Source organism: Pantoea sp. ANP04 (assembly GCF_041982285.1).
In the GTDB taxonomy this organism is placed as follows: domain Bacteria; phylum Pseudomonadota; class Gammaproteobacteria; order Enterobacterales; family Enterobacteriaceae; genus Pantoea; species Pantoea eucalypti.
The window spans coordinates 1-25,442 of sequence record NZ_JAUTYS010000019.1; the positions used below are offsets into that span (position 1 = coordinate 1).

Sequence of the window (25,442 nt, forward strand, 5' to 3'; positions counted from 1 at the left end):
GTGCATCCAGGAGGATTCGAACCTCCGACCGCTCGGTTCGTAGCCGAGTACTCTATCCAGCTGAGCTATGGATGCATCGAAAATGGCGGTGAGGGAGGGATTCGAACCCTCGATACAGCTTTTGACCGTATACTCCCTTAGCAGGGGAGCGCCTTCAGCCTCTCGGCCACCTCACCTTACGCTTTCTTTCGAACCGTGCGTCTGAACTTGTTTCTGCTCATCGGCACTGCGTGGCGCACATATTACTTTCCCGGACTTTTAAGTCAAACAATTTTTCCGAAACTTTGTTTGATTGAGCAAATCACACACAATTGGGGCAAAATGAAGACAAAAAGAGTGAATTATCAACAATGAGAGAGGATGACGTTAACTAAATAGGGAGAAAGCGGGAGAGAAGAAAAGAGAGGATTTTTAGACAAAGCGGTAGCGCCTCGCACAGGTGCGAGACGCTGAATCCGTTAAACGCTGGTTTGTTGCGTTTTTTCAGCCTGGATGCGTTGATAGATCTCTTCGCGATGCACAGACACTTCTTTCGGTGCGTTAACCCCAATACGTACCTGGTTACCTTTAACACCCAGCACCGTTACAGTTACCTCATCACCGATCATGAGGGTTTCACCAACTCGACGAGTTAGAATAAGCATTCTTTGCTCCTTGAAAGATTAAAAGAGTCGGGCTTGTACAGGCTCCCGGCATTATCCATCATTTAACGCTGCACATTGACTATGAGAGATACACCAATGCACATCGATGCGCCAATACATTCTGCTGATAGTTAGTTTAGCCGAAATACACTACATCAGCCTGACTTTGTCATTTGCTGCTTTAGCATCGTATTAAAAAGCGCCGGAACCAGAGTTCTGACGCTTTTTACAATGCCTTGTTCTAAGTCATTAAAGGCGGCTGTTAACCCAGCTCTCAACGCCTGCCAGAGCGCCTTTCAGCCCTTTAGCATCTGTACCACCCGCTTGTGCCATATCAGGACGGCCACCGCCCTTCCCGCCTACCTGCTGTGCCAGACCGGCGATCAACTCGCCCGCTTTAATACGGTCAGTCAGATCTTTGGTCACACCGGCAATCAGCGACACCTTACCTTCGGCAACCGTCGCCAGCACGATAATCGCAGACCCGAGTTGATTCTTGAGGTCATCAACCATGGTACGCAACATCTTAGGCTCGACATTGTTGAGCTCGCTGACCAGCAGTTTCACGCCCTTAACATCGATGGCATTGCTACTCAGTGAAGCGCTCTCCTGGGCAGCTTGCTGGTCGCGCAGTTGCTGCAACTCTTTCTCCAGAGCCCGCACATGGTCAACGAGACCACGCACTTTCTCGTTCAGGTTGCTGCTGTTCGCTTTAACCAGTTGCGCAAGATCCTGCAGCTGACTGCTTTGCGCATTAACCTGTGCCAGCGCGCCTTCACCCGTAATAGCTTCGATACGACGGATACCTGCTGCCGTACCTGACTCAGCCTGAATACGGAACAGGCCGATATCACCGGTGCGTGCAGCGTGAGTACCACCACACAATTCGACTGAGAAATCACCCATGGTCAGAACGCGCACGCGCTGATCATATTTCTCGCCAAACAGTGCCATTGCACCTTTAGACTTCGCCGCATCCAGATCCATCACTTCCGTTTCAACCGGCAGGTTGCGACGAATCTGCGCATTGACGATATCTTCGACCTGACGAATCTCCTGAGGTTTCATCGCTTCGAAATGCGAGAAGTCAAAACGCAGGTATTTGTCGTTAACCAGCGAGCCTTTTTGCGCCACATGCTCACCTAAAACCTGACGCAATGCGGCATGCAATAAGTGGGTAGCAGAGTGGTTCAGACGGATGCGCGCACGACGTGCCGCATCAACCTGCGCCTCAAGACGATCACCGATACGCAACTGCCCTGCGGTCAGCTTACCGACATGACCGATTGCCTGACCATATTTTTGTGTATCCTGGACGCTAAATTCAGCATTCTTCCCTTTCAGCAGACCGGTATCGCCTACCTGACCACCTGATTCGCCATAGAATGGCGTTTCATCCAGCACGACCACGGCATCCTGACCTGCGGTCACTTCATCTACCGCTTCGCCCGCAACATAGAGCGCTTTTACCGTGGCAGCTAAATCGAGCTGGTCATAACCTTTGAATGATGAGGCGGCATCAATGCGAATAACATTGCTGTAGTCAGCACCGAAGCCACTCGCTTCACGTGCGCGCTGACGCTGCTGCTCCATCGCCTGCTCAAAGCCCGCTTCGTCGATTTTCAGATTGCGTTCGCGGCAGACGTCAGCCGTTAAGTCAGCCGGGAAGCCAAAGGTATCGTAAAGACGGAAGACGATTTCGCCATCCAGCGTGTCGCCCTGCAGTTTTTCCAGCTCTTCATCCAGCAGCGCCAGTCCGCGCTCCAGCGTTCTGGCAAACTGGTCTTCTTCGCTTTTCAGCACCTGCTCAACCTGAGCCTGCTGACGCTGCAACTCTTCGCCTGCCGCGCCCATGACCTCAATCAGTGGTGCAACCAGCTTATAGAAGAAGGCTTCTTTGGCGCCCAGCATGTTGCCATGACGCACGGCACGACGAATGATACGACGCAGCACATAGCCACGGTTCTCATTCGACGGGATCACACCATCGGCAATCAGGAAAGCACAGGAACGGATGTGGTCGGCAATAACGCGCAGCGATTTGTTGCTGAGGTCAGTTGCACCGGTAACCTGTGCAACGGCCTGAATCAGTTTCTGGAACAGGTCGATTTCATAGTTGGAGTTAACATGTTGCAGAACGGCGGAAATGCGCTCAAGGCCCATTCCGGTATCAACCGACGGTTTTGGCAGCGGCAGCATGGTGCCATCTGCCTGACGGTTGAACTGCATAAAGACAATGTTCCAGATTTCAATGTAACGATCGCCATCTTCTTCCGGGCTGCCTGGTGGGCCACCCCAGATGTGATCGCCGTGATCGTAGAAAATCTCGCTGCATGGACCACAAGGACCGGTATCGCCCATCTGCCAGAAGTTATCAGACGCGTATGCGCTGCCCTTGTTGTCACCGATGCGAATAATGCGCTCGCGCGGCACACCGATTTCATTCGCCCAGATATCAAAGGCTTCATCGTCGGTTTCATAGACCGTCACCCACAGACGCTCTTTTGGCAGGCTGAACCACTGCTCGCTCGTCAGCAGTTCCCAGGCAAAACCAATCGCCTCTCTCTTGAAGTAGTCACCAAAGCTGAAGTTACCCAGCATTTCAAAGAAGGTGTGATGACGTGCGGTGTAACCGACATTTTCAAGATCGTTGTGTTTACCGCCTGCGCGTACGCAGCGCTGTGACGTGGTCGCACGTGTGTAATCACGTTTGTCCTGCCCGAGGAACACATCTTTAAACTGGTTCATCCCGGCGTTGGTAAACAACAAGGTTGGATCGTTATTCGGTACGAGGGAGCTGCTGGTTACAACCTCATGTCCCTTGCTATGAAAAAAGTCGAGAAACGCTTGACGGATCTCAGCAGTGCTCTTGCTCATATATGTCCTGGAATCACGCTAACGAACGTTCCCTCTGATCGGCGCGACCACACTTTCGTGGTGCCTGATTAGTGGAACAAAAAGTGGGAATAAGATAAATTTTCTTCAGTGGGAAGTAAAATTACATCGGCTTTTAGTCATCAAAATTTCTGAAAACGGATTGGATATCTTCGGTCATAAAGCCCTTTGACTGCAGATAGCGTAGTACTTTCGCTTTCTCTTTCCACTCTGTGGGCAATGGGTGTCCGAATTTTCGTTCCGCCAGCTGAGCCGCGCACACCGCCCAGTCGACTTCCGTCTCTTCCATCGCAAGATCAATGGATTCACGGTCAATGCCTTTCTGGGCCAGTTCGAGGCGCACACGTTGCGACCCAAAACCTTTGCGGCTTCGACTCTGAATAAAACGCTCGGTAAAACGTTCGTCATTGAGCCAGCCGCTCTCCTGGCACCAATTCAGTACCTGTTCAAGCAGCGCTTCAGTGACAATTTCAGGCTCTTTTTTCTGTGCCCATGCGGAACGCTGCGCTGATTGTTGCAGCTTACGGGCTAATTCTGCACGGCTGTGATCGCGCTGGCCAAGAATACGCATCGCACGGTCCAGCAGACGGGAATAGGAGACGACATCAGGTTGGGGCTGAGAGGGTTCAGTCATACTGCGCACCTTGTACAAACAGGAGTGAGATTATGGCGACAGAACAGGACAGAGGGAAGGCAAGAAGAGTAATGGCGGGGGGAAACAACGATGGGAGAGGCTTTCGCCCCTCCCGCATCAGTGATTAGAAGTCTTCGTTCGCTTCACTTGCTGCGTTTTCTTTCTCGGCAGCCTTGTCAGCTGCTGCGAGTTTTTCATCCGCGCCGTTGAGCAGCATCTCACGCAACTTCAGATCAATTTCGTTTGCCACAGCAGCATTCTCTTTCAGGAAGTTGCCGGCATTCGATTTGCCCTGACCAATCTTGTCGCCGTTATAGCTGTACCACGCACCCGCTTTTTCAATCAGCTTGTGCTTCACGCCCAGGTCGACCAGCTCACCAAAGGTATTGATACCTTCGCCATACATGATCTGGAACTCAGCCTGTTTGAATGGCGCGGCGATTTTGTTTTTCACCACTTTAACGCGGGTCTCACTGCCGACCACGTTATCGCCCTCTTTGATTGCGCCGATACGACGGATATCAAGGCGGACAGAAGCGTAGAACTTCAGCGCGTTACCACCGGTGGTGGTTTCCGGGTTACCAAACATCACACCAATTTTCATACGGATCTGGTTGATGAAGATCAGCAGGGTATTAGACTGCTTCAGGTTACCGGCCAGCTTACGCATGGCCTGGCTCATCATACGTGCCGCGAGGCCCATGTGAGAGTCACCGATTTCACCTTCAATTTCTGCTTTAGGCGTCAGAGCGGCAACGGAGTCGACGATGATGACATCAACCGCACCAGAGCGCGCCAGCGCATCACAGATTTCCAGCGCCTGCTCACCCGTATCGGGCTGAGAACAGAGCAGGTTCTCAATGTCTACGCCCAGTTTCTTGGCGTAAACCGGATCGAGCGCATGCTCAGCATCGATAAAGGCACAGGTTTTGCCTTTACGCTGCGCAGACGCGATAACCTGCAGGGTCAGCGTGGTTTTACCAGAAGACTCCGGTCCGTAGATCTCAACGATACGACCCATTGGCAGACCGCCTGCGCCTAACGCGATATCCAGCGACAGCGAACCAGTAGAGATGGTTTCCACATCCATTGAGCGGTCTTCACCCAAGCGCATGATGGAGCCTTTACCAAATTGTTTCTCAATCTGGCCAAGCGCGGCAGCTAAAGCCTTCTGTTTGTTTTCATCAATCGCCATTTCAACTCCTAATCAAGCCGGGTAAACACGCACTCAGGGTGCCTGTACTCTTTCTGTTGCCAGTAATTATACTGTATAGTCATACAGTATCAAGTTTAATTTGTCAGAAATTCGCCATACAGCGTCTGTAAGGCCCATGCCACCGACTGGCGGCGAACGGCCTCACGATCGCCGTTAAAATGTTGCTTCAACGCCAACACGTTGTCCTGTGGACCGGCAAAGCCGAACCACACCGTACCCACCGGTTTTTCTTCATTGCCGCCATCCGGGCCCGCAATACCGCTGACAGAGATCGCGTAGTCAGCATGGGCCGCCTTGCGGGCACCCTGCGCCATCTCGCGCACCACCGCTTCACTGACCGCGCCATACTGCGCCAGCGAGTCAGCCTGCACATCCACCATCTGTTGTTTTGCTTCATTGCTGTAGGTCACAAAACCGCGTTCGAACCAGGCGGAACTGCCGCTGATATCGGTAAAGACTTTAGCAATCCATCCACCCGTGCAGGATTCCGCACAGGTTACGGTGGCATTGCGTTGCTTCAGCTTCTCACCTATCTGCGCACTAAGCGCCTGCAACTGCTGATCATCCATTACCATTTCTCCCTGGGTTGTGGATTGAAGGTGGTGCAGAAAGTCTGCTTTTTCAAGGACGCTTATCCCGATTGCACTGTTTTTGCGACCGGCTTTCCATCGTACTTACTCTTTTTTCATCGCAACCATGAAAAGACGCGGGAAAGCGAGCAGAACCTGACCATCGGCCTGAGCCGGATAGGCGGTAAGCAGACGCTGATGATAATCAGACAGAAAAGCTGTCTGTTCAGACGCATCCAGCGTCGCCAGGAAAGGCCGTAAGCCCGTCGCCTGCAGCCAGCTGATAATCGCCTGCGCATCGGCCATTACGTGATAGTAGGTGGTACGCCAGATATCCACCTCACAACCGGCCTGCACCAGCAGATTGTAGTACTCGCCTGTTGAAAGCAGCTCTGTACGTTCAACTGCACTGGCATTGATGCGTGAATGCCAGCGCTCTGTTGCCGCCACCTCGCGCATCAGTTGATGCGAGGGCTCATTAAGGTTATCAGGCATCTGGATAGCCAGCACGCCTCCGATTGCCAGCTGGCTGACAAGATGAGGAAACAGCAGGGTGTGGTTGTCGAGCCATTGCAGAGAAGCGTTGGCATAAATAACCTGCTGCGGCACCTCTGCCTGCCAGCTGCGAATATCTGCCTGAACAAAACGGCAGTGCGGCAGGCGTTCGCTGGCCTGAGATAACATCGCCGCTGAACTGTCGAGTCCGGTGACCTGCGCCAGCGGCCAGGTATCGGCGAGCAGTTCGGTACTGTTGCCGGGCCCGCATCCCAGATCGGTTACCTGCTCAACCTGTTCAAGGCTAATGCGCGCCAGCAATTCGCGGGCTGGACGGGTTCGTTCCGCTTCAAATTTACGATACAGCACAGGATCCCACTCTTTCATCATGACCTCTCGCTCAGTTATCAGATGCATCCGCTTACTGAGACGGACGAAAGACGAAAAAGTGCGACACGTTGCTCACTTTTGAATCATGTGCTGGCAGAGACGGACTGGAATAATTAAGTTAAAACACTGTTTCATTTTTTTAACGCCCCATCCAGGAGTTCGCTATGAGTGAAAAATCGGCTTTTGCCGGCGTCTGGTGCCCTAGCGTCACCCCGTTCAATGCGCAGGGTGAACTCGATATCGACGCGCTCGGACGACATTTTGCCCGCCTCAATGATTCCGGTCTGGATACCTTGTTGGTGATGGGCAGCATTGGTGAATTCGCCTCACTGACACAGCAGGAGCGTTTACAGCTGATCAGGGAAGCCAGGCCGTTGTCACCCCTAAAAATGGTGGCAAATGTCTCGGCGACCTGTATCCCTTACATGCTGGAACTGACTGAAGCCGCCTGGAAAAATAACTTTGACGCAGTGATGGTGCTGCCGCCCTACTATTACGGCCAGACGCAACAGCAACTGATGCACTACTTCGAAGCACTTGACGCGCAGCTTGGGGGAAAATGGTTTGCCTATAATTTTCCGGCACGCACCGGCTGTGATTTGACGCCGGCGCTGATTGCCGCGCTGGCAGCAAAGTTACCCAACTTTGTGGGTATCAAAGATACGGTGGATTGCCTGTCGCATAACCGGGCGATGATTGAGGAGACCAGCAAAGTGCGCAGTGATTTCGCCGTGCTGTCAGGCTATGACGAATACCTGCTTCCCAATCTTCTGGCGGGCGGCGCCGGGGTGATTTCAGGTCTGAATAATCTTGTACCAGAGTACTTTGCGCAGATGATGGCCGCGTGGCGAAATGGCAATCTGTCTGAGCTGACGCGTCTGCAGCAGCAGATCGGCAGGCTGATGGCAATTTACAGTATTGGCGATGATTTTGTGACGACGATTAAGACGGCCGTGGCACGTCGTTATGACTCAATGAACAGCGCCTCACGCAACTACGGGGGTGCGCTGAATGCGGAACAGTGCGCCGCGATCGATCGGCTTTTCAGCTAACTGAATAACGGGCGCATCCCTGCGCCCCGGATCTCAGTTCTTTTTCACGAACTCAGATTTCAATTTCATCTGACCAAAACCGTCAATTTTACAATCGATGTTGTGATCCCCTTCCACCAGACGGATGCTTTTCACTTTGGTACCAATCTTCAGCGATGAGGAGCTGCCCTTCACCTTGAGATCTTTAATCACCGTGACGCTGTCGCCATCTGCCAACAGATTGCCATTGGCATCACGCACTTCCAGCGATCCGTTGCTGCTGTCACCCTCTCCTTCGGTCCAGATATGACCGCAGGAGGGGCAGTTGAGGTTATCGCCATCTTGCCAGGTGTAATCGGCGTGACAAGCTGGGCAGGCAGGTAAAGACATAACGACTCCAGAGATATCAGTGGCTGTGTGGCCTGAAAAAGGGCGTCATCATATAACCTTACAGTTAACAAGGATAGCCTTTATAACAGGCCACCCTGCCGTGCCTTGCTCACCGCCTCACCCAGCTGCCACACCGCCATCGCATAATGGGTGCTGTGGTTGTAGCGGGTAATGACATAGAAATTCGGTAAGCCGTACCAGTACTGGTAGCTGGTGCCTAAGTCGAGGCGCAGCAGACTGACCTGATCGTTTCCGTCCAGCGAGCCCTGTGGTGACAGGCCTGACGCCGCCAGCATGCTCACGCTGTAACGGGTTTTGAAGCCATCTTCCAGCATCGGTGCCTGACCGCTGGCCGGAACCGCCACATTTTCGCCGCTGCGCCAGCCGTGCTTCTGGAAGTAGTGCGCCACGCTGCCGATAGCATCCTCCGGATCCCACAGGTTTGCGTGACCGTCGCCGTTGAAGTCAACCGCATAATCATTGTAAGACGACGGCATAAACTGGCCATAGCCCATCGCCCCGGCGAAAGACCCTTTCAGCGCCAGCGGGTCATCCTGCTCTTTACGCGACATCAGAAGGAAGGTTTCCAGCTCGCTGCTGAAGTACTCGGCGCGGCGCGGATAGTTAAACGATAAGGTTGCAAGCGCATCCAGGATCCGCGTTTTCCCCATCACGCGACCCCAGCGGGTTTCCACGCCAATGATGCCGACAATAATTTCTGGCGGCACACCATAGACCTGCTGCGCACGTTGCAGCGCATCCTGATACTGGTTCCAGAACGCCACACCGTTTTGTACGTTATCGGGCGTAATAAACTTGTTGCGATAGCGGATCCAGGCACCGTTAGGCCCCGGCGCAGGTGTGTAGCTCGGCGCCTGACGATCCATCAGCCGCAGCACATAATCCAGTCGCTTAGCCTGACCGATGATGTTGTGCAGCTGCTCACGATCAAAGTCATGCTTCTCCACCATCTTATCGATAAATTGCTCTGCTGCCGGATTACCTGCGAAGTCGCCGAACATCGCCTGTCCGCTGTGGGACGGCTGCAGTAAAAAACCGCCCTGTGGTGCAGCCAGCATCTTCTGCTGGGACGGAACTTCAGGTTTGCTGCTGCAGGAGGCCAGAAGCGGGATGAACGCAAGGAGGGCTAACTTGAGACGCATCGGTTATCCATAAACGAGGGGTAAATTCAGATGCGGTAATAGTAGTCGTTCAGCGCAATGACATACAGTCCGGAATGTTAAAAAAATGTCAACGCCGCAGTGGATCAGACAGGGCTGCGGGGCGGTATCTCCCCCGCAGCCATCGGGCGTTTAGCGGCGGTTTCTCACCAGCTGATAACGACGGGTCAGATACTCAACCGGCGCGCTCCAGATATGCACCAGTCGGCAGAACGGGAACAGCAGGAACAGCGTCATGCCCAGCACCATGTGCACGCGGTAGATAAACGCCACGCCTTCCAGATGCTGCGACGCGCCACCGTGGAAGGTCACCACTGCCTGAGCCCAGCCCACCAGCTTCATCATCTCACTGCCGTCCATATGCTGAGCGGAGAACGGAATGGTCAGCAGGCCCAGCGTGGCCTGAGCCACCAGCAGTGTCAGGATCAGAATGTCGCCGACGCTACTGGTGGCCCGCACCCGAGGATTGGTCAGACGGCGCTTCAGCAATAGCGCGCCACCCGCCAGCGTCAATGCACCAAACAGGCCTCCGGCTATCATCGCCAGCTTCTGCTTCACGTCGATTGGCAGGAACGATTCATACATCCAGTGCGGCGTCAGCATCCCGACGATATGGCCGAAGAAGATACCGATGATGCCGATATGGAACAGGTTAGAGGCAAGACGCATTCCTTTTTTGTCCAGCATCTGACTGGAGCCGGCCCGCCAGCTGTACTGCCCATAGTCATAGCGCAGCCAGCTCCCCACCAGGAAGACCGTTCCGGCAAGATAGGGGTAAATATCGAAGAAAAAAGTGTTAATAAAATTCATGCTGATTCTCCCGTGCTGCGCGCCGTCGCCGCGGCAATATCCAGATACTGCGGCGCAACCGCATCGGCGAAGCGACGCTGATGCATCGCCTGCTGCGCCGAGGCGCAACCCTGTTCGCCGAGAAATTTAATCTGCTCCTCTTCCCAGACCGCATCCAGTGCTGTCGGGGTATCGTCCCGCGCTTCCTGCGCCACCTGGGGCTTGAGGGCCGCAGGATCGACCGCGCTACCGGATAGCGTCAGTAACACCCTGAAAAGGTCAGCATAAGGACTCTGACGCGCTTCCAGCCGCGCAGCCAGCAAAGCCAGGATCGGCACGATGTCATCCAGCCCCTGACGCGCGGCTTCATCGCTTTTACAGGCGAGATATTCCAGGTAAAGCGGCAGATAATCGGGCAACTCTTTGCTGTCCAGCTCCAGACCGTCGGCCCGGTACTGTTCAAGCAGATCGACCATCGCCTGACCGCGATCGCGGGATTCCCCGTGTACATGTTCAAACAGCAGCAGCGAGGTGGCGCGGCCGCGATCAAACTGCTCGCAGTAATCAGCCTGCACATCCAGTATTGGCCGGGCGCAGAGCTCATGGATAAAGCGCACCAGCCGTGCGCTCTGCTGCAGGTTAAGTTCACTGGCCTCTTCCAGTACCGCAATCAGGTCGGGATAGTGCGTAAACAACGCCTCGTCCGGGTAGTCCAGCAGGCGTGACAGAACACGCAGCGTCATCATGAGGCCTCCTCGGGACGGCTGGTTTTTTTGCTGACATCGATGGCATCAATACGCCGGCTGTTGAACAAATTGAATTTGGTGTCACTGCCGTGGCAGCCATCGCCAAAGCTAAAACCGCAGCCTTTGCTTTCCGGGAAGGCTTCACGTGCCAGTTCGCGGTGGCTGGAGGGCACCACAAAGCGATCTTCATAGTTTGCGATCGCCAGATAGCGGTACATCTCCTGCGCCTGCGCTTCGGTCAGACCGACCTGCTCCAGCGCCCGGATATCATGCTCACCGTCCACACTTTCTGCGCGCTTGTAATGGCGCATCGCCAGCATGCGTTTCAGCGCCAGCAACACCGGTGCGGTGTCACCTGCGGTCAGCAGGTTCGCCAGGTACTCAACCGGAATGCGCAGGCTTTCCACATCCGGCAGCACGCCGGTGTGCGCCAGCGCCCCACCATCCACCACCGACTGAATCGGTGACAACGGCGGCACATACCAGACCATCGGCAACGTGCGGTATTCAGGGTGAAGCGGCAGCGCCAGCTTCCACTCCATCGCCATTTTATAAACCGGGGATCGCTGTGCTGCGTCGATCACGCTCTGCGCGACGCCATCTTTCAGCGCCTGCGCAATCACCACGGGATCATTAGGATCAAGGAAAATATCCAGCTGGCTCTGATAGAGATCTTTCTCGTTTTCTGCGGCGGCAGCCTCTTCAATGCGGTCAGCGTCATAGAGCAGCACGCCGAGGTAGCGAATACGGCCAACACAGGTTTCTGAGCAGACGGTGGGCTGACCCGCTTCGATACGCGGATAACAGAAAATACATTTTTCTGACTTGCCGCTTTTCCAGTTGAAGTAGATCTTCTTGTACGGACAGCCGGTCAGGCACATGCGCCAGCCGCGACATTTATCCTGGTCGATCAGCACGATGCCATCTTCGCCGCGCTTGTAGATCGCGCCGCTAGGACAGGTCGCCACACATGCCGGATTAAGGCAGTGCTCACACAGGCGTGGCAGGTACATCATGAAGGTGTGTTCAAACTGGCCGTAAATCTCCTTCTGGATGTTATCGAAGTTTTTATCCTGCGCGCGTTTGGCAAACTCGCCGCCGAGGATCTCTTCCCAGTTCGGGCCGTTTTCGATCTTTTTCATCCGCTGACCGGTGATCAGCGAACGCGGGCGTGCGATCGGCTGATGTTTACCGGCCGGCGCAGTGTGCAGATGCTGATAATCGAAATCGAACGGCTCGTAATAATCATCCAGCGCCGGCACATCCGGGTTGGCGAAGATCTTCGACAGCAGGCCGACGCGACTGCCCATGCGCGGTTCCAGCTTGCCGTTGATCTTACGGATCCAGCCGCCCTTCCACTTCTGCTGATCTTCCCAGGCGTGCGGATAGCCGACGCCAGGTTTGCTTTCGACGTTGTTGAACCAGGCGTATTCCATGCCCTCGCGGCTGGTCCAGACATTTTTACAGGTCACCGAGCAGGTGTGGCAGCCGATACATTTGTCGAGGTTCAGCACCATGCCAACCTGTGAGCGAATTTTCATGGTTTTACCTCCTGCTGGCTGCCCTGGCAGGCATCGTTGCCTTCCCCATCTAACCAGTTAACGTTGTTCATTTTTCTCACCACCACGAATTCATCGCGGTTGGAGCCGACAGTGCCGTAGTAGTTAAAGCCCCAGGAGAGCTGCGCATAGCCGCCGATCATATGGGTCGGTTTCGGGCAGGTTCGCGTCACCGAGTTATGAATACCGCCACGCTGGCTGGTGATTTCCGAGCCGGGGATATTCACGATGCGCTCCTGGGCGTGGTACATCATGGTCATACCGGCCGGGATGCGCTGGCTCACGACCGCACGCGCAGTCAGCGCGCCGTTGGCGTTGAACGCCTCGATCCAGTCGTTATCCACAATGCCCAGCTCGCGGGCGTCATCTTCACTCATCCAGACGATGGGTCCGCCACGTGACAGCGTCAGCATCAGCAGGTTGTCGCTGTAGGTTGAGTGAATGCCCCACTTCTGGTGTGGCGTCAGGAAGTTCAGCGCCTTCTCCGGATTACCGTTGGGCTTGCTGTTCAGCAACGGCTTCGCCGCGCGGGTATCAATGGGCGGACGATAGACCATCAGGCTTTCCCCGAAGGCGCGCATCCACTCATGATCCTGATAAAGCTGCTGACGGCCGCTCAGGGTGCGCCACGGGATCAGCTCATGAACATTGGTGTAGCAGGCGTTGTAAGAAACGTGTTCATCTTCAAGACCTGACCAGGTCGGGCTGGAGATAATTTTGCGCGGCTGCGCCTGGATATCGCGGAAGCGGATTTTCTCGTCTTCTTTGTTGAGTGCCAGATGCGTGTGGTCACGACCCGTAATAGCGCCCAGCGCCTGCCAGGCTTTCACCGCCACCTGACCATTGGTTTCCGGTGCCAGCGCCAGGATCACTTCTGCTGCATCGATCGCCGTATCAATATTCGGCCGTCCTGCCGCCGGGCCATCCGCTTTGACGTAGTTCAGCTGTTTGAGGAAATCGACTTCTTTGCTGGTGTTCCAGCTGATGCCTTTGCCACCGTTACCCAGGCTATCCAGCAACGGTCCCAGCGAGGTAAAACGCGCCCAGGTCGCCGGATAGTCGCGCTCGACCACCATAATATGTGGCGCGGTTTTGCCTGGAATCAGGTCGCACTCCCCTTTTTTCCAGTCTTTTGCCTCAAACGGCTGCGCCAGTTCGGCTGGCGAATCATGCAATACCGGCAGCGTAACCACGTCAGTTTCAACGCCTAAATGGCCAGGGCAGAGATCAGAGAAAGCTTTGGCAATGCCTTTGTAGATCTCCCAGTCGCTTTTTGAATCCCAGGCAGGATCGACAGCGGCCGAAAGCGGATGAATAAACGGATGCATATCCGAGGTATTCATATCGTCTTTTTCATACCAGGTGGCGGTAGGCAACACCACGTCGGAATAGAGACAGGTGCTCGACATGCGGAAGTCGAGTGTGACCACCAGATCCAGTTTGCCTTCGGCGCCCTGGTCCAGCCATTCAACTTCTTCGGGCTTCACGCAGCCCTGCTGGCCCAAATCTTTGCCCTGAATACCGTTTTCGGTACCCAGCAGGTATTTCAGCATGTACTCATGCCCTTTACCGGAAGAGCCAAGCAGATTGGACCGCCAGACAAACAGGTTGCGCGGGAAGTTCTGCGGGTCGTCCGGCTGTTCAGCGGCGAACCGCATGGTGCCCTGCTTCAGGCTCTCCACGGTATAATCCAGCGGTGACTGACCGGCGGCTTTCGCCTGTGCCGCGATGTGCAGCGGGTTGACGTTAAGCTGAGGCGCAGACGGCAGCCAGCCCATACGTTCGGACCGTACGTTAAGGTCGATCAGGCTGCCGCTGTAGCGGCTTTTGTCCGCCAGCGGTGACAGCAGTTCGCTGGTGGCCAGGGTTTCATAACGCCACTGACTGGAGTGGTTATAGAAGAAGGAGGTGCTGTTCATCTGCCGTGGCGGACGCTGCCAGTCGAGTCCAAAGGCCAGCGGGGCCCAGCCGGTCTGCGGACGGAGTTTTTCCTGGCCGACATAGTGCGCCCAGCCACCTCCGCTCTGACCCACGCAGCCGCAGAAAATCAGCATGTTCATCAGGCCACGGTAGTTCATATCCATGTGATACCAGTGGTTCATACCGGCACCGACGATGATCATTGAACGGCCACGGGTTTTCTCAGCGTTTTCGGCAAACTCACGGGCAATGCGGATGATGTTCTGACGGGAGACGCCCGTAATCTGCTCCGCCCAGGCCGGACTGTAGGCTTTGATCTCATCGTAGTTTTGCGCGCAGTTGGCATCACCCAGACCGCGCTCCAGACCATAGTTTGCCAGGGTCAGGTCGTAAACGCTGGTGACCAGCGCTTCGCTGCCATCGGCCAGTTTCAGGCGTTTCACTGGCAGTTTGTGCAGCAGGATCTCATCCAGCGCGACGCTGTTGAAATGCTCACTGGTGATGCCGCCAAAGTAAGGGAAACCGACCTCAACCACCTCATCGTGGCTGCCGAGCAGGCTAAGCTGCAGTTCCACTTCTTTTTGTGACAGACCGTCGCGCTGCTCCAGGTTCCATTTGCCTTTTTCGCCCCAGCGGAAGCCGATAGATCCCTGCGGCGCGGTAAGCTCGCCGGTCGCCTCGTTGATTGCGACGGTTTTCCATTCCGGGTTATTTTCCTGACCCAGACCATCCACCAGATCGCTGGCGCGCAGCTGACGGCCTGCTGCGAAGTAGCCGCCCTCGCGCGGTTCCAGCATGACCAGCATCGGCATATCGGTATAACGTCGCACGTAGTCGCGGAAATAGCCAACCTCGCGATCAAGATGAAACTCTTTCAGCATCACATGGCCCATTGCCAGCGCCATCGCGCTGTCGGTGCCCTGCTTCGGACTCAGCCACTGATCGCACAGCTTCGCGACTTCAGCGTAGTCCGGGGTGATCGCCACGGTTTTCGTTCCCTTATAACGGACTTCGGTAAAGAAGTGGGCGTCCGGGGTGCGGGTCTGCGGCACGTTAGAGCCCCAGGCGATGATGTAAGAGGAGTTGTACCAGTCAGCCGATTCCGGCACGTCGGTCTGCTCGCCCCAGGTCATCGGTGACGCTGGTGGCAGGTCACAATACCAGTCGTAAAAGCTCAGGCAGGTGCCACCAATCAGCGACAGGTAACGTGCGCCTGCCGCATAAGAGACCATCGACATTGCCGGAATCGGCGAGAATCCGACAATGCGGTCAGGGCCGTAAGTTTTCGCGGTGCAGATGTTCGCAGCGGCGATCATCTCATTGACTTCCTGCCAGCTGGAACGAACAAAGCCCCCGCGGCCACGCGCCTGCTTATAACTTTTTGCTTTTTCCGGATTGCTGATGATGGATGCCCAGGCCTCCACCGGATCGCTGTGCTGCGCTTTCGCGTCGCGCCACAACTGAATCAGCTTCTTGCGCATCAGCGGATATTTCAGGCGATTAGCGCTGTAGAGATACCAGGAGTAGCTTGCACCGCGTGGACAACCGCGCGGCTCATGGTTGGGCAGATCGGGACGGGTACGTGGATAGTCGGTCTGCTGGGTCTCCCAGGTGACCAGACCGTTTTTCACGTAGATTTTCCAGCTGCATGAGCCGGTACAGTTAACACCGTGGGTGGAGCGCACGATTTTATCGTGCTGCCAGCGGCTGCGATAGCCATCTTCCCAGTCGCGGTTGCTGTTTAAGGTCTGGCCATGCTGGCCGGAAAACGGCTCGGCCAGCTGTTTAAAATAACGAAATCGATCAAGAAACTTGCTCATCCGGAATACTCCTGAAGGCGTTGTATGACATTGCTGACTCTGCATCTGTCGTGACACAGAAAGGAAAATTTTGCCGGTGTGCCACACCGGCTTTATCGTTATCAGGCGCGGGCTTTTCGTCCGTAAACCAGCCAGGTCACTGCGATACAGCAGAGGTAAAAGACCAGGAAGATTTTCATCGCGCCAGCGGGTGAACCGGTCATCGCGAGCGACAGGCCAAAGGTCTGCGGAATAAAGAAGCCGCCCAGCGCGCCAATGGCGGAGATAAAGCCGAGCGCAGCCGAGGTTTCCGTTCCAGCTTCACGCTGCGCATGCGCATCGTCGCCGCCTTCAGCTTTGATACGTTCCAGCGTCAGCTTGCGGAAGAGCACCGCAATCATCTGGTAGGTAGAGCCGCTGCCCAGACCGGAGGTCAGGAACAGGCCCATAAATACGGCGAAGAAGGCGATAAATGAGCCGTCATGTCCGTCACCCGGCAGGGTGAGGAACAGCAGCGCGGTAAACAGCGCCATCAGGATGTAGTTGACCAGCGTGACGCGGGTGCCGCCGAGACGGTCAGAGATGATGCCACCTGCTGAACGGGCCAGCGCGCCAATCAGCGGGCCGAAAAAGGCGTAATGCATGATCACAACATCAGGGAATTGCGTCTTCGCCAGCATGGCAAAACCGGCCGAGAACCCAATAAATGAACCGAAGGTCGCCAGATAGAGCAATGCCATAACCCACAGGTGTGGGCGTTTCAGCACCGGCAACTGTTCACGCAGCGAGGATTTCGCCGCTGCCAGGTCGTTCATGCCGAACCAGGCCGCCAGCGTGCCGAGTGCCAGAAACGGCACCCATATCCAGGCCGCATTTTCCAGCCAGATGCTGTCGCCGGTGACGGTGGTATGGCCTGTATCCGCAAAACCAAAAATGGCGCAGGAGATGGCCAGCGGTGCAACAAACTGCATCACGCTGACGCCAAGATTACCCAGACCGCCGTTGATGCCCAGCGCGCCGCCCTGACGGGCTTTGGGGAAGAAGAAGCTGATGTTGCCCATGCTTGAAGCGAAGTTAGCACCGCCAAAACCGCACAGCAGAGCAATCACCATAAAAGTGGTGAATGAAGTCTGGCTGTCCTGTACAGCAAAACCCAGCCACAGACAGGGAATGATCAGGATGCCAGTGCTGAAGGCTGTCCAGCGGCGTCCGCCAAAGATGGGAATAACAAAAGAGTAAGGAACACGCAGCAAGGCGCCAGAGACCGACGGCAGTGCGGTCAGTAAAAAGAGCTGTTCGGTGCTGAAGTTAAAGCCCACTTTATTGAGGTTAACCGCGACGGTGCTGAACAACATCCAGACACAGAAACCCTGCAACAGGCAGAAAACAGAAATCCACAGGTTACGGCTGGCGATACGCTTACCGCGCGCCTGCCAGAACGCCTCGTTTTCCGGCTGCCAGTCCTGAATTAATGCGCCGCGCATCGGAGTTTGCAAAGGAGCGGATTGGGTCATAAATTTCTCATCAGCAGAATAATAATTGTGCATATCCTGCGTATCCGGCCTGGCGGCTTGCTTGATACAAATCAACGGCAAGGCAGGTTACAAAGGCGCGGCAATCCCTGACCATCCCGGTTAAGTAGTTAGCTGGCTGCTTATAACCCTTATAAATCATGCGGTTTAATGGCAGCCGCAAGCGCCGTCAGCAAAGGGATGTCTGAATGGAAATAAAGGAGTAGTCCATAAGGGGTATATAGCGACCGGACTTCCCCGTTAAGATAGGCATTGTCGCCCGCCGGGGCTGACGCAGATGACAGGAACAGGAGCCATAGTGACGGACGGGAAATTTACGCTTTTACTGATCGATGACCATCCCATGCTGCGTAGTGGACTTAAGCAGCTGATTGCGCTGGATGAGCGACTGCAGGTCGTTGCCGAAGCAGGTAATGGCATTGATGGCCTGACGCTGGCACAGCTGCACGATCCCGATCTGATCCTGCTTGATCTCAATATGCCAGGCCTGAACGGACTGGATACGCTAACCCAGCTGCGTGAAATCGCCCTCTCTGGCCGGGTGGTGGTATTCAGCGTTTCAGATAATGAAGAGGATGTGATCAGCGCGCTGAAACGCGGTGCTGATGGTTATCTGCTGAAAGATATGGAACCGGAAGACCTGCTGAAAGCGCTGCATCATGCGGCTGCCGGACAGATCGTGCTGAGCGAAGCGTTGACACCGATTCTGGTTGCCCGATTACGCGAAGCGCAGCCTGGTCAGACGCGCGACATTAATCAGCTGACCCGGCGCGAACGCGAGATCCTGCAACTGATCAGCGACGGCATGACCAACAAAGCCATCGCCCGCAAACTGGACATCAGTGAAAGTACGGTCAAGGTCCACGTCAAATATCTGCTGAAGAAAATGAACCTTAAGTCGCGACTTGAAGCCGCCGTCTGGGCGCTGCAAAACGGGCTGCACTGATCTGCAACACGCCCTGATGCGGCGTGTTGCCGCCCTGCCCGCCGAAAGCTGTCGCAGAAACCGCGAGCTGTCTCGCAGCCCCACATCAGAATCAGGAAACCAGGTACTTTTCTGTCGCCAGCGGCCGCCACATTTGTCAGGATGCCAGCCAGGTTATACCCGGTCAGGATCGGGGTGATTATCAGGCTGGCATATGCACTGCCCTATTCGTTATCATCTGATCATCCAGCGCGCCTGGAATCCTTTCGGTTTCATGGGCGTTGATCGCCAGAAATTTACCGCATTAAAGATGAGCTAAAACCTTATGCAAGAGCCAACCGAAAAGGACTTTCCTTCTCACACACCCATGATGCAGCAGTACCTGCGCCTCAAGGCAGAGCATCCTGACATTCTGCTGTTTTACCGTATGGGTGACTTCTACGAGCTGTTTTATGACGACGCAAAGCGCGCCTCTCAGCTGCTGGAGATTTCACTCACCAAACGCGGTGCGTCAGCGGGTGAACCGATCCCGATGGCTGGCGTGCCCTATCATGCGGTTGAAGGTTATCTGGCAAAACTGGTGCAGCTGGGCGAGTCCGTGGCCATCTGTGAGCAGATAGGCGATCCGGCACTAAGCAAAGGCCCGGTTGAGCGCAAAGTGGTGCGAATCGTCACGCCAGGCACCATCAGTGACGAGGCGCTGCTGCAGGAGCGGCACGACAACCTGCTGGCTGCAATCGTGCAAAGTCCGCGCGGTTTTGGCTACGCCACGCTGGATATCAGTTCAGGCCGTTTCCGCCTGAGCGAGCCTGCCGATGCAGAAACCATGGCGGCAGAGCTGCAACGCACCAATCCCGCTGAACTGCTCTACCCCGAAGATTTTCAGGCGATGTCGCTGATCGATCAGCGACGTGGCCTGCGCCGCCGTCCGCTGTGGGAGTTTGAAATCGACACCGCGCGTCAGCAGCTGAACCTGCAATTTGGCACCCGCGATCTCAATGGCTTCGGCGTGGAGAATGCGCACCTCGGACTGAGTGCGGCGGGATGCCTGCTGCAATATGTCAAAGATACCCAGCGCACTACGCTGCCCCATATCCGCTCGCTGAGCATGGAGCGGCAGCAGGACAGCATCATCATGGATGCCGCCACCCGCCGTAATCTGGAGATCACCCAGAACCTGGCCGGCGGCACCGACAACACTTTAGCGGCCGTGCTGGATAAAACCGTCACGCCGATGGGCAGCCGGATGCTGAAGCGCTGGCTGCATATGCCGCTGCGTGATGCGCGCATCATCAACCAGCGTCAGGAGTCGATTGCTGAGCTGCAAAATCTCAGCGACGTATTGCAGCCAGTGCTGCGTCAGGTCGGCGATCTTGAGCGAATCCTGGCCCGCCTGGCGCTGCGTACAGCGCGTCCGCGCGATCTGGCCCGCATGCGTCATGCGTTTCAGCAACTGCCAGAACTGAACCAGCTGCTGGCCGATGTCGAAGCACCGCAGCTGCAGAAACTGCGCGCGCAGATGGGCGAGTTCACCGCGTTACGTGAGCTGCTGGAGCAGGCGGTGATTGAGTCACCGCCTGTGCTGATCCGTGACGGCGGAGTGATTGCGCCCGGTTATAACGCAGAGCTGGATGAGTGGCGCGCGCTGGCCGATGGCGCAACCGACTATCTTGACCGGCTGGAGATTCGCGAACGCGAAAAGCTGGGACTGGATACCCTTAAAGTCGGCTTTAACGGTGTGCATGGCTACTACATCCAGGTCAGCCGAGGACAGAGTCATCAGGTTCCGATGCACTATGTCCGTCGTCAGACGCTGAAAAACGCTGAGCGCTACATCATTCCAGAACTGAAAGAGTACGAAGACAAGGTCCTCACCTCCAAGGGCAAAGCGCTGTCGCTGGAGAAAAGCCTGTATGAGGCACTGTTCGACCAGCTGCTGCCGCACCTTGAAGCACTGCAGCTGAGTGCTGCCGCGCTGGCAGAGCTGGATGTGTTGAGCAACCTGGCGGAACGGGCCTGGTCACTGAACTATTGCCGTCCGGTCTTGCAGGAAAAAGCCGGGATTAAAATCAGCGGGGGTCGCCATCCGGTGGTGGAACAGGTTCTGAAAGAGCCGTTTATTGCCAACCCGCTGTCGCTGGCACCCCAGCGCAGGATGTTAATCATTACCGGGCCAAACATGGGCGGTAAGAGTACCTATATGCGGCAGGCAGCACTGATTGCACTGATGGCATGGATCGGCAGTTTTGTTCCCGCTGATGAGACGCTGATTGGGCCGCTGGATCGCATCTTTACCCGTGTCGGTGCCGCAGACGATCTCGCCTCCGGGCGCTCGACCTTTATGGTTGAAATGACCGAAACCGCTAACATCCTGCACAACGCCACCGAAAACAGCCTGGTGCTGATGGATGAGATTGGACGCGGAACCTCCACCTACGACGGTTTATCGCTGGCCTGGGCCTGCGCCGAAAACCTGGCGAATCGCATCAAGGCAATGACGCTGTTTGCTACCCATTACTTTGAGCTGACCACCCTGCCGGAAAAAATGGAAGGCGTGGTCAACGTCCATCTGGATGCGGTTGAGCACGGTGACACTATCGCCTTTATGCACAGCGTGCAGGAAGGGGCCGCGAGTAAGAGTTACGGTCTGGCGGTAGCAGCGCTGGCGGGCGTGCCTAAAGAGGTGATTAAGCGGGCGCGCAATAAGCTCAAAGAACTTGAGAACGTTTCAAACCATTCGGCTTCATCGACGGTCGATGGTTCTCAGCTACCGCTGCTGGTTGAAGAGACCTCGCCTGCCGTGGAAGCACTTGAGGCGCTGGATCCGGATACGCTGACACCGCGCCAGGCGCTCGACTGGATTTATCGTCTTAAATCGCTGGTCTGACAGTGTGGTGCACCGCGTTATTGCGCGGTGCGCCGTTAATCAACAGCAAAAATTTTCTGCTGACATAAAAAAAGCGATGGTTTTCACCATCGCTTTTTGCATTCGTACTCAGATCGTCTTATAAACGATTATTCACGAAACAGTGCTTCAATGCTGAGGCCCTGCGCCTGCAGGATTTCGCGCAGACGGCGCAAACCTTCAACCTGAATCTGGCGTACACGCTCGCGGGTTAAGCCGATTTCACGACCTACATCCTCAAGTGTTGCCGCTTCATAGCCCAACAGGCCGAAACGACGCGCCAGCACTTCACGCTGCTTGGCGTTCAGTTCGAACAGCCATTTGACGATGCTTTGTTTCATATCATCGTCCTGCGTGGTGTCTTCCGGGCCGTTGTCTTTTTCATCGGCCAGAATGTCCAGCAGCGCTTTTTCAGAATCACCGCCTAATGGCGTATCAACCGAGGTAATGCGTTCGTTAAGACGTAACATGCGGCTTACGTCATCAACCGGCTTATCCAGCTGTTCGGCGATCTCTTCCGCACTTGGCTCATGGTCGAGCTTGTGAGAAAGTTCACGCGCTGTACGCAGATAAACATTCAGTTCTTTTACAATGTGAATCGGCAGACGGATGGTACGGGTTTGATTCATGATCGCCCGTTCAATTGTCTGACGAATCCACCAGGTGGCGTACGTTGAGAAACGGAACCCGCGCTCCGGGTCAAATTTCTCTACGGCGCGAATCAGGCCGAGGTTACCTTCTTCAATCAGGTCCAGCAGAGCTAAACCACGATTGCTGTAACGACGGGCGATTTTCACCACCAAACGTAAGTTACTTTCGATCATACGGCGACGGGAAGGGATATCACCCCGCAATGCACGGCGAGCGAAGAAAACTTCTTCCTCTGCCGTTAACAACGGAGAATAGCCAATCTCCCCGAGATAGAGCTGCGTCGCATCTAATACACGCTGCGTCGCACCCTGTGAAAGCAACTCTTCTTCCGCTACGTCGCTATCACTGGCTTCGTTTTCAACGAGTGCCTTCTCGTCAAAAATTTCAGCTCCGTTCTCATCGAATTCCGCGTTCTCATGTAACTCGTTTACTTTCAGCGTATTCTGGCTCATAAGCGGCTCCTACCCGTGATTCCAGGGCAGAACATACATCTGTTTTGTTCTGCCGGATTATCGCTGCGGCAAATAACGCAACGGGTTTACGGATTTCCCCTTGTAACGAATTTCAAAGTGTAATCTGACTGAACTGGTTCCGGTGCTACCCATGGTAGCGATTTTTTGCCCCGCCTTAACTTCCTGTTGTTCCCGAACCAGCATTGTATCGTTGTGGGCGTAGGCGCTCAGGTAATCATCATTGTGTTTGATGATGATTAAATTACCGTAACCCCGGAGTGCGTTACCTGCGTAAACCACTCGTCCTGAAGCAGTGGCGACAACAGATTGTCCGCGCGTCCCGGCGATATCGATACCTTTATTGCCACCTTCGGCGGCAGAGAAGTTATCGATAATCTTCCCGTCAGTCGGCCAGCGCCAGCTTCCGACCGGCGTTGAACTGTTGGTTGTACTGCTAACCGTTGGGGGTGCGGTAACTACTGGAGCTGTTGTCGTTGCAACATTTGCTCCTTTCGAAGGCAACAATTTGCTGCCACCCGAATTACCCGAATCATCAGAATACGTAATAACAGGTTGCTGTGCAACAACAGGCGATTTAATTTGTGGTGCCACAGGGACCCCGCCCTGCGTTGCATCAGCAACGGTAATGGGATTGCCACCGGTAATCGGCTGACCCGACCCATTTCCAATCTGTAAAGTCTGGCCGACATTCAGGCTATAAGGCGCGGGAACGTTGTTGCGCTGGGCTAAGTCACGGAAATCATTGCCGGTAATCCAGGCAATATAAAACAATGTGTCGCCACGCTTAACGGTATATGTTTCACCGGAATAGCTACCCTTAGGAATATTCTGGTAACTGCGGTTGTACACTATCCGGCCATTCTGCGTCTCAACATTACTGCTGGTACTAATCATTCCACCATTGCTGGGGGTAGATGATGAATTTCTGCTTAACATTTGTCCCTGAGACGGCGCGGCTGGAATGCCACCAGAAACCTGGCCTCCTCCGGCCTGACTGTTCATCATGCCACCCTCATCGCCAACGCGACTGATAGGTGCCTGAGAATTGTCGCTGGAGCTGCAGCCTGCCAGCCAAAAACCTACCAGTGAAAGCGCCGCCAGACGGCGTAACTGAAAAAGTGTGCTTCCCGTGCTCATTAATCCCCCGTGATGGCAACTCTGATCTATCTGCTTCACTGTACCTGTCAGCAGAATGCTCTGCGTGGCGCGATAATTTCTGCATTTTTGTTGAATAAACTGGATAGTAACAACATCAGGTACGTGGTGCCATGAAACAGTTGTGAAGAAATACGAAGAGCATCAGGCCAGATCGCCCTGCACCAGCGGAACAAAACGCACCGGCTCAATGATCTCCTCGATGACCTCTTCGCCCTGACGACGCAGCCGCTTGAGTACCTGCTGCTCTTCGCCAACCGGCAGCACCATAATGCCGCCTTCTGCCAGTTGTGCTATCAGCGCAATCGGAATTTCCGGAGGTGCGGCAGTGACAATAATGGCGTCGAACGGCCCCCGTGAAGGCCAGCCCTCCCAGCCATCGCCATGGCGGGTAGAGACATTGTGCAGATCCAGCTGCTTCAGGCGGCGTTTAGCCTGCCATTGCAGGCCTTTGATGCGTTCCACTGAATAAACATGGTCCACCAGATGGGCAAGAATCGCCGTCTGGTAACCAGAACCTGTGCCAATCTCCAGCACACGCGAATGCGGATTAAGCCCGAGCAGCGCGGTCATCCGCGCGACCATGTAAGGCTGTGATATCGTCTGACCGGAGCCGATAGGTAAGGCAACATTGTCCCAGGCTTTATGCTCAAACGCCTCGTCGATAAAGCGTTCGCGCGGCACCTCGCTAATGGCTTTCAGCAGGTTTTCATCATCAATGCCCTGCTGACGCAGTTGTGACAGCAATGTCTCAATACGCCGATTCACCATGCCAGGTTCACCTCAGCTTTTGCCAGCCAGTCGCTGAGCACGTTCTGCGCGCTGTGCGCCGTTAAATCAACATGCAGCGCGGTGACAGAAACGTAGCCCTGATCAACGGCAGCGAAATCTGTATCCGGGCCTGCATCGAGTTTTTCGCCCGGTGGACCTATCCAGTAGAGGGTATTGCCGCGTGGATCCTGTTGCGCGATCACCTGATCAGCCGGATGGCGGCTGCCACAGCGCGTCACGCGGATACCTTTCAGCTCGGAGAGTGGCAGATCGGGGACATTGATATTGAGAATGCGGCCAGTGCGCAGGGGTTCATGCGTTAGCGCCCGGAGAAGCGCACAGGTCACTGCAGCTGCGGTCGCATAGTGCTGATGGCCATTGAGCGACACAGCGATTGCAGGCAGGCCAAGATGCCGCCCTTCCATCGCTGCTGCCACCGTACCGGAATAGATCACATCATCGCCCAGATTGGGACCGGCATTAATGCCTGACACCACAATGTCAGGGCGTGGCTGCATCAGCGCATTCACCCCCAGATAGACGCAATCGGTCGGCGTTCCCATCTGAACCGCGATATCGCCGTTTTCATGGGTAAAGGTACGCAGAGGTGTTTCCAGCGTTAATGAGTTAGAGGCACCGCTTCGGTTACGATCGGGGGCAACAACCTGCACGTCAGCAATCTGCCGCAGGGCTTTCGCCAGAGTCTGAATACCCGGTGCATGAATGCCGTCATCGTTGCTGAGCAATATCCGCATTTCGTTCTGACCTTTTT

Annotated in this window: 20 protein-coding genes and 2 tRNA genes; 3 read left to right on the top strand and 19 right to left on the bottom strand. The window is 55.2% G+C overall.

Going from position 1 to position 25,442, the window contains the following annotated elements; translation table 11 throughout:
- Nucleotide 1: 1 nt before the first annotated feature.
- From Q7C21_RS20600 to tam, 8 genes are all read right to left on the bottom strand, one after another.
- Nucleotides 2–75: transfer RNA gene (locus tag Q7C21_RS20600), tRNA-Arg, on the bottom strand.
- 8 nt (nt 76–83) lie between these two features.
- Nucleotides 84–176: transfer RNA gene (locus Q7C21_RS20605), tRNA-Ser, on the bottom strand.
- A gap of 282 nt (nt 177–458) precedes the next feature.
- Nucleotides 459–644: a carbon storage regulator CsrA gene (gene csrA / locus Q7C21_RS20610; protein WP_008927091.1), complete on the bottom strand. Its 186-nt coding sequence runs from the start codon at nt 642–644 to the stop codon at nt 459–461.
- Between the two features lie 249 nt (nt 645–893).
- Nucleotides 894–3,521: an alanine--tRNA ligase gene (alaS, locus tag Q7C21_RS20615; RefSeq protein ID WP_375151068.1), complete on the bottom strand. Its 2,628-nt coding sequence runs from the start codon at nt 3,519–3,521 to the stop codon at nt 894–896.
- Between the two features lie 133 nt (nt 3,522–3,654).
- On the bottom strand, nt 3,655–4,173 hold the full coding sequence (locus Q7C21_RS20620; RefSeq protein WP_008927093.1) for a regulatory protein RecX: 519 nt from the start codon (nt 4,171–4,173) through the stop codon (nt 3,655–3,657).
- 124 nt (nt 4,174–4,297) lie between these two features.
- Nucleotides 4,298–5,368: a recombinase RecA gene (gene recA, locus Q7C21_RS20625; protein ID WP_003849064.1), complete on the bottom strand. Its 1,071-nt coding sequence runs from the start codon at nt 5,366–5,368 to the stop codon at nt 4,298–4,300.
- A 95-nt stretch (nt 5,369–5,463) separates the two neighbouring features.
- Complete coding sequence (pncC, locus tag Q7C21_RS20630; protein WP_003849065.1) at nt 5,464–5,958, bottom strand: nicotinamide-nucleotide amidase; 495 nt, start codon at nt 5,956–5,958, stop codon at nt 5,464–5,466.
- Nucleotides 5,959–6,063: 105 nt separating this feature from the next.
- Nucleotides 6,064–6,840, bottom strand: a complete 777-nt coding sequence (gene tam, locus Q7C21_RS20635) for a trans-aconitate 2-methyltransferase (RefSeq protein ID WP_140916657.1) — start codon at nt 6,838–6,840, stop codon at nt 6,064–6,066.
- A gap of 167 nt (nt 6,841–7,007) precedes the next feature.
- Between tam and Q7C21_RS20640 the strand changes: the two genes are divergently transcribed.
- Complete coding sequence (locus Q7C21_RS20640; protein WP_154926990.1) at nt 7,008–7,895, top strand: dihydrodipicolinate synthase family protein; 888 nt, start codon at nt 7,008–7,010, stop codon at nt 7,893–7,895.
- A gap of 33 nt (nt 7,896–7,928) precedes the next feature.
- Here the strand turns inward: Q7C21_RS20640 and Q7C21_RS20645 are convergent, their stop codons facing one another.
- The 7 genes from Q7C21_RS20645 to Q7C21_RS20675 all read right to left on the bottom strand — a co-directional run bounded on the left by Q7C21_RS20645 (nt 7,929) and on the right by Q7C21_RS20675 (nt 17,772).
- The gene (locus Q7C21_RS20645) at nt 7,929–8,264 is read right to left on the bottom strand and encodes a zinc ribbon domain-containing protein YjdM (protein ID WP_003849071.1); all 336 of its coding nucleotides are present in this window, start codon (nt 8,262–8,264) and stop codon (nt 7,929–7,931) included.
- Nucleotides 8,265–8,344: 80 nt separating this feature from the next.
- A complete protein-coding gene (gene mltB / locus Q7C21_RS20650; protein WP_003849072.1) occupies nt 8,345–9,427 on the bottom strand; it encodes a lytic murein transglycosylase B in 1,083 nt (360 codons plus the stop codon).
- A gap of 150 nt (nt 9,428–9,577) precedes the next feature.
- A complete protein-coding gene (gene narI / locus Q7C21_RS20655; protein WP_008927097.1) occupies nt 9,578–10,255 on the bottom strand; it encodes a respiratory nitrate reductase subunit gamma in 678 nt (225 codons plus the stop codon).
- On the bottom strand, nt 10,252–10,980 hold the full coding sequence (narJ, locus tag Q7C21_RS20660) for a nitrate reductase molybdenum cofactor assembly chaperone (RefSeq protein ID WP_140034055.1): 729 nt from the start codon (nt 10,978–10,980) through the stop codon (nt 10,252–10,254). Before narJ ends, narI begins: the two co-directional genes overlap by 4 nt.
- A complete protein-coding gene (gene narH / locus Q7C21_RS20665) occupies nt 10,977–12,521 on the bottom strand; it encodes a nitrate reductase subunit beta (RefSeq protein ID WP_039660777.1) in 1,545 nt (514 codons plus the stop codon). The genes narJ and narH overlap by 4 nt, the downstream gene beginning before the upstream one ends.
- Nucleotides 12,518–16,279 (bottom strand): nitrate reductase subunit alpha, encoded by a 3,762-nt coding sequence (locus Q7C21_RS20670; RefSeq protein ID WP_375151069.1) that lies wholly within the window; start codon nt 16,277–16,279, stop codon nt 12,518–12,520. The genes narH and Q7C21_RS20670 overlap by 4 nt, the downstream gene beginning before the upstream one ends.
- Before the next feature lie 101 nt (nt 16,280–16,380).
- Complete coding sequence (locus Q7C21_RS20675; protein WP_033761595.1) at nt 16,381–17,772, bottom strand: NarK family nitrate/nitrite MFS transporter; 1,392 nt, start codon at nt 17,770–17,772, stop codon at nt 16,381–16,383.
- 295 nt (nt 17,773–18,067) lie between these two features.
- On the opposite strand from Q7C21_RS20675, the gene narL reads away from it, so the two are divergent.
- Complete coding sequence (gene narL, locus Q7C21_RS20680) at nt 18,068–18,736, top strand: two-component system response regulator NarL (protein ID WP_052250649.1); 669 nt, start codon at nt 18,068–18,070, stop codon at nt 18,734–18,736.
- A 304-nt stretch (nt 18,737–19,040) separates the two neighbouring features.
- Nucleotides 19,041–21,602 carry a DNA mismatch repair protein MutS gene (gene mutS, locus Q7C21_RS20685; RefSeq protein ID WP_008927102.1) on the top strand — a complete coding sequence of 854 codons (2,562 nt, stop codon included), beginning with the start codon at nt 19,041–19,043 and terminating at the stop codon, nt 21,600–21,602.
- A gap of 128 nt (nt 21,603–21,730) precedes the next feature.
- Here mutS and rpoS read toward each other — a convergent pair whose 3' ends face one another.
- The 4 genes from rpoS to surE all read right to left on the bottom strand — a co-directional run bounded on the left by rpoS (nt 21,731) and on the right by surE (nt 25,425).
- Nucleotides 21,731–22,723 (bottom strand): RNA polymerase sigma factor RpoS, encoded by a 993-nt coding sequence (gene rpoS, locus Q7C21_RS20690; protein WP_003849090.1) that lies wholly within the window; start codon nt 22,721–22,723, stop codon nt 21,731–21,733.
- A gap of 57 nt (nt 22,724–22,780) precedes the next feature.
- The gene (gene nlpD / locus Q7C21_RS20695; protein WP_033743626.1) at nt 22,781–23,881 is read right to left on the bottom strand and encodes a murein hydrolase activator NlpD; all 1,101 of its coding nucleotides are present in this window, start codon (nt 23,879–23,881) and stop codon (nt 22,781–22,783) included.
- 162 nt (nt 23,882–24,043) lie between these two features.
- Entirely contained in the window at nt 24,044–24,670 is a 627-nt protein-coding gene (locus Q7C21_RS20700; RefSeq protein ID WP_003849097.1) for a protein-L-isoaspartate(D-aspartate) O-methyltransferase, read from the bottom strand.
- Nucleotides 24,664–25,425, bottom strand: coding sequence for a 5'/3'-nucleotidase SurE (gene surE, locus Q7C21_RS20705; RefSeq protein WP_003849099.1), 762 nt, complete (start codon nt 25,423–25,425; stop codon nt 24,664–24,666). Before surE ends, Q7C21_RS20700 begins: the two co-directional genes overlap by 7 nt.
- Between the last annotated feature and the right edge of the window lie 17 nt (nt 25,426–25,442).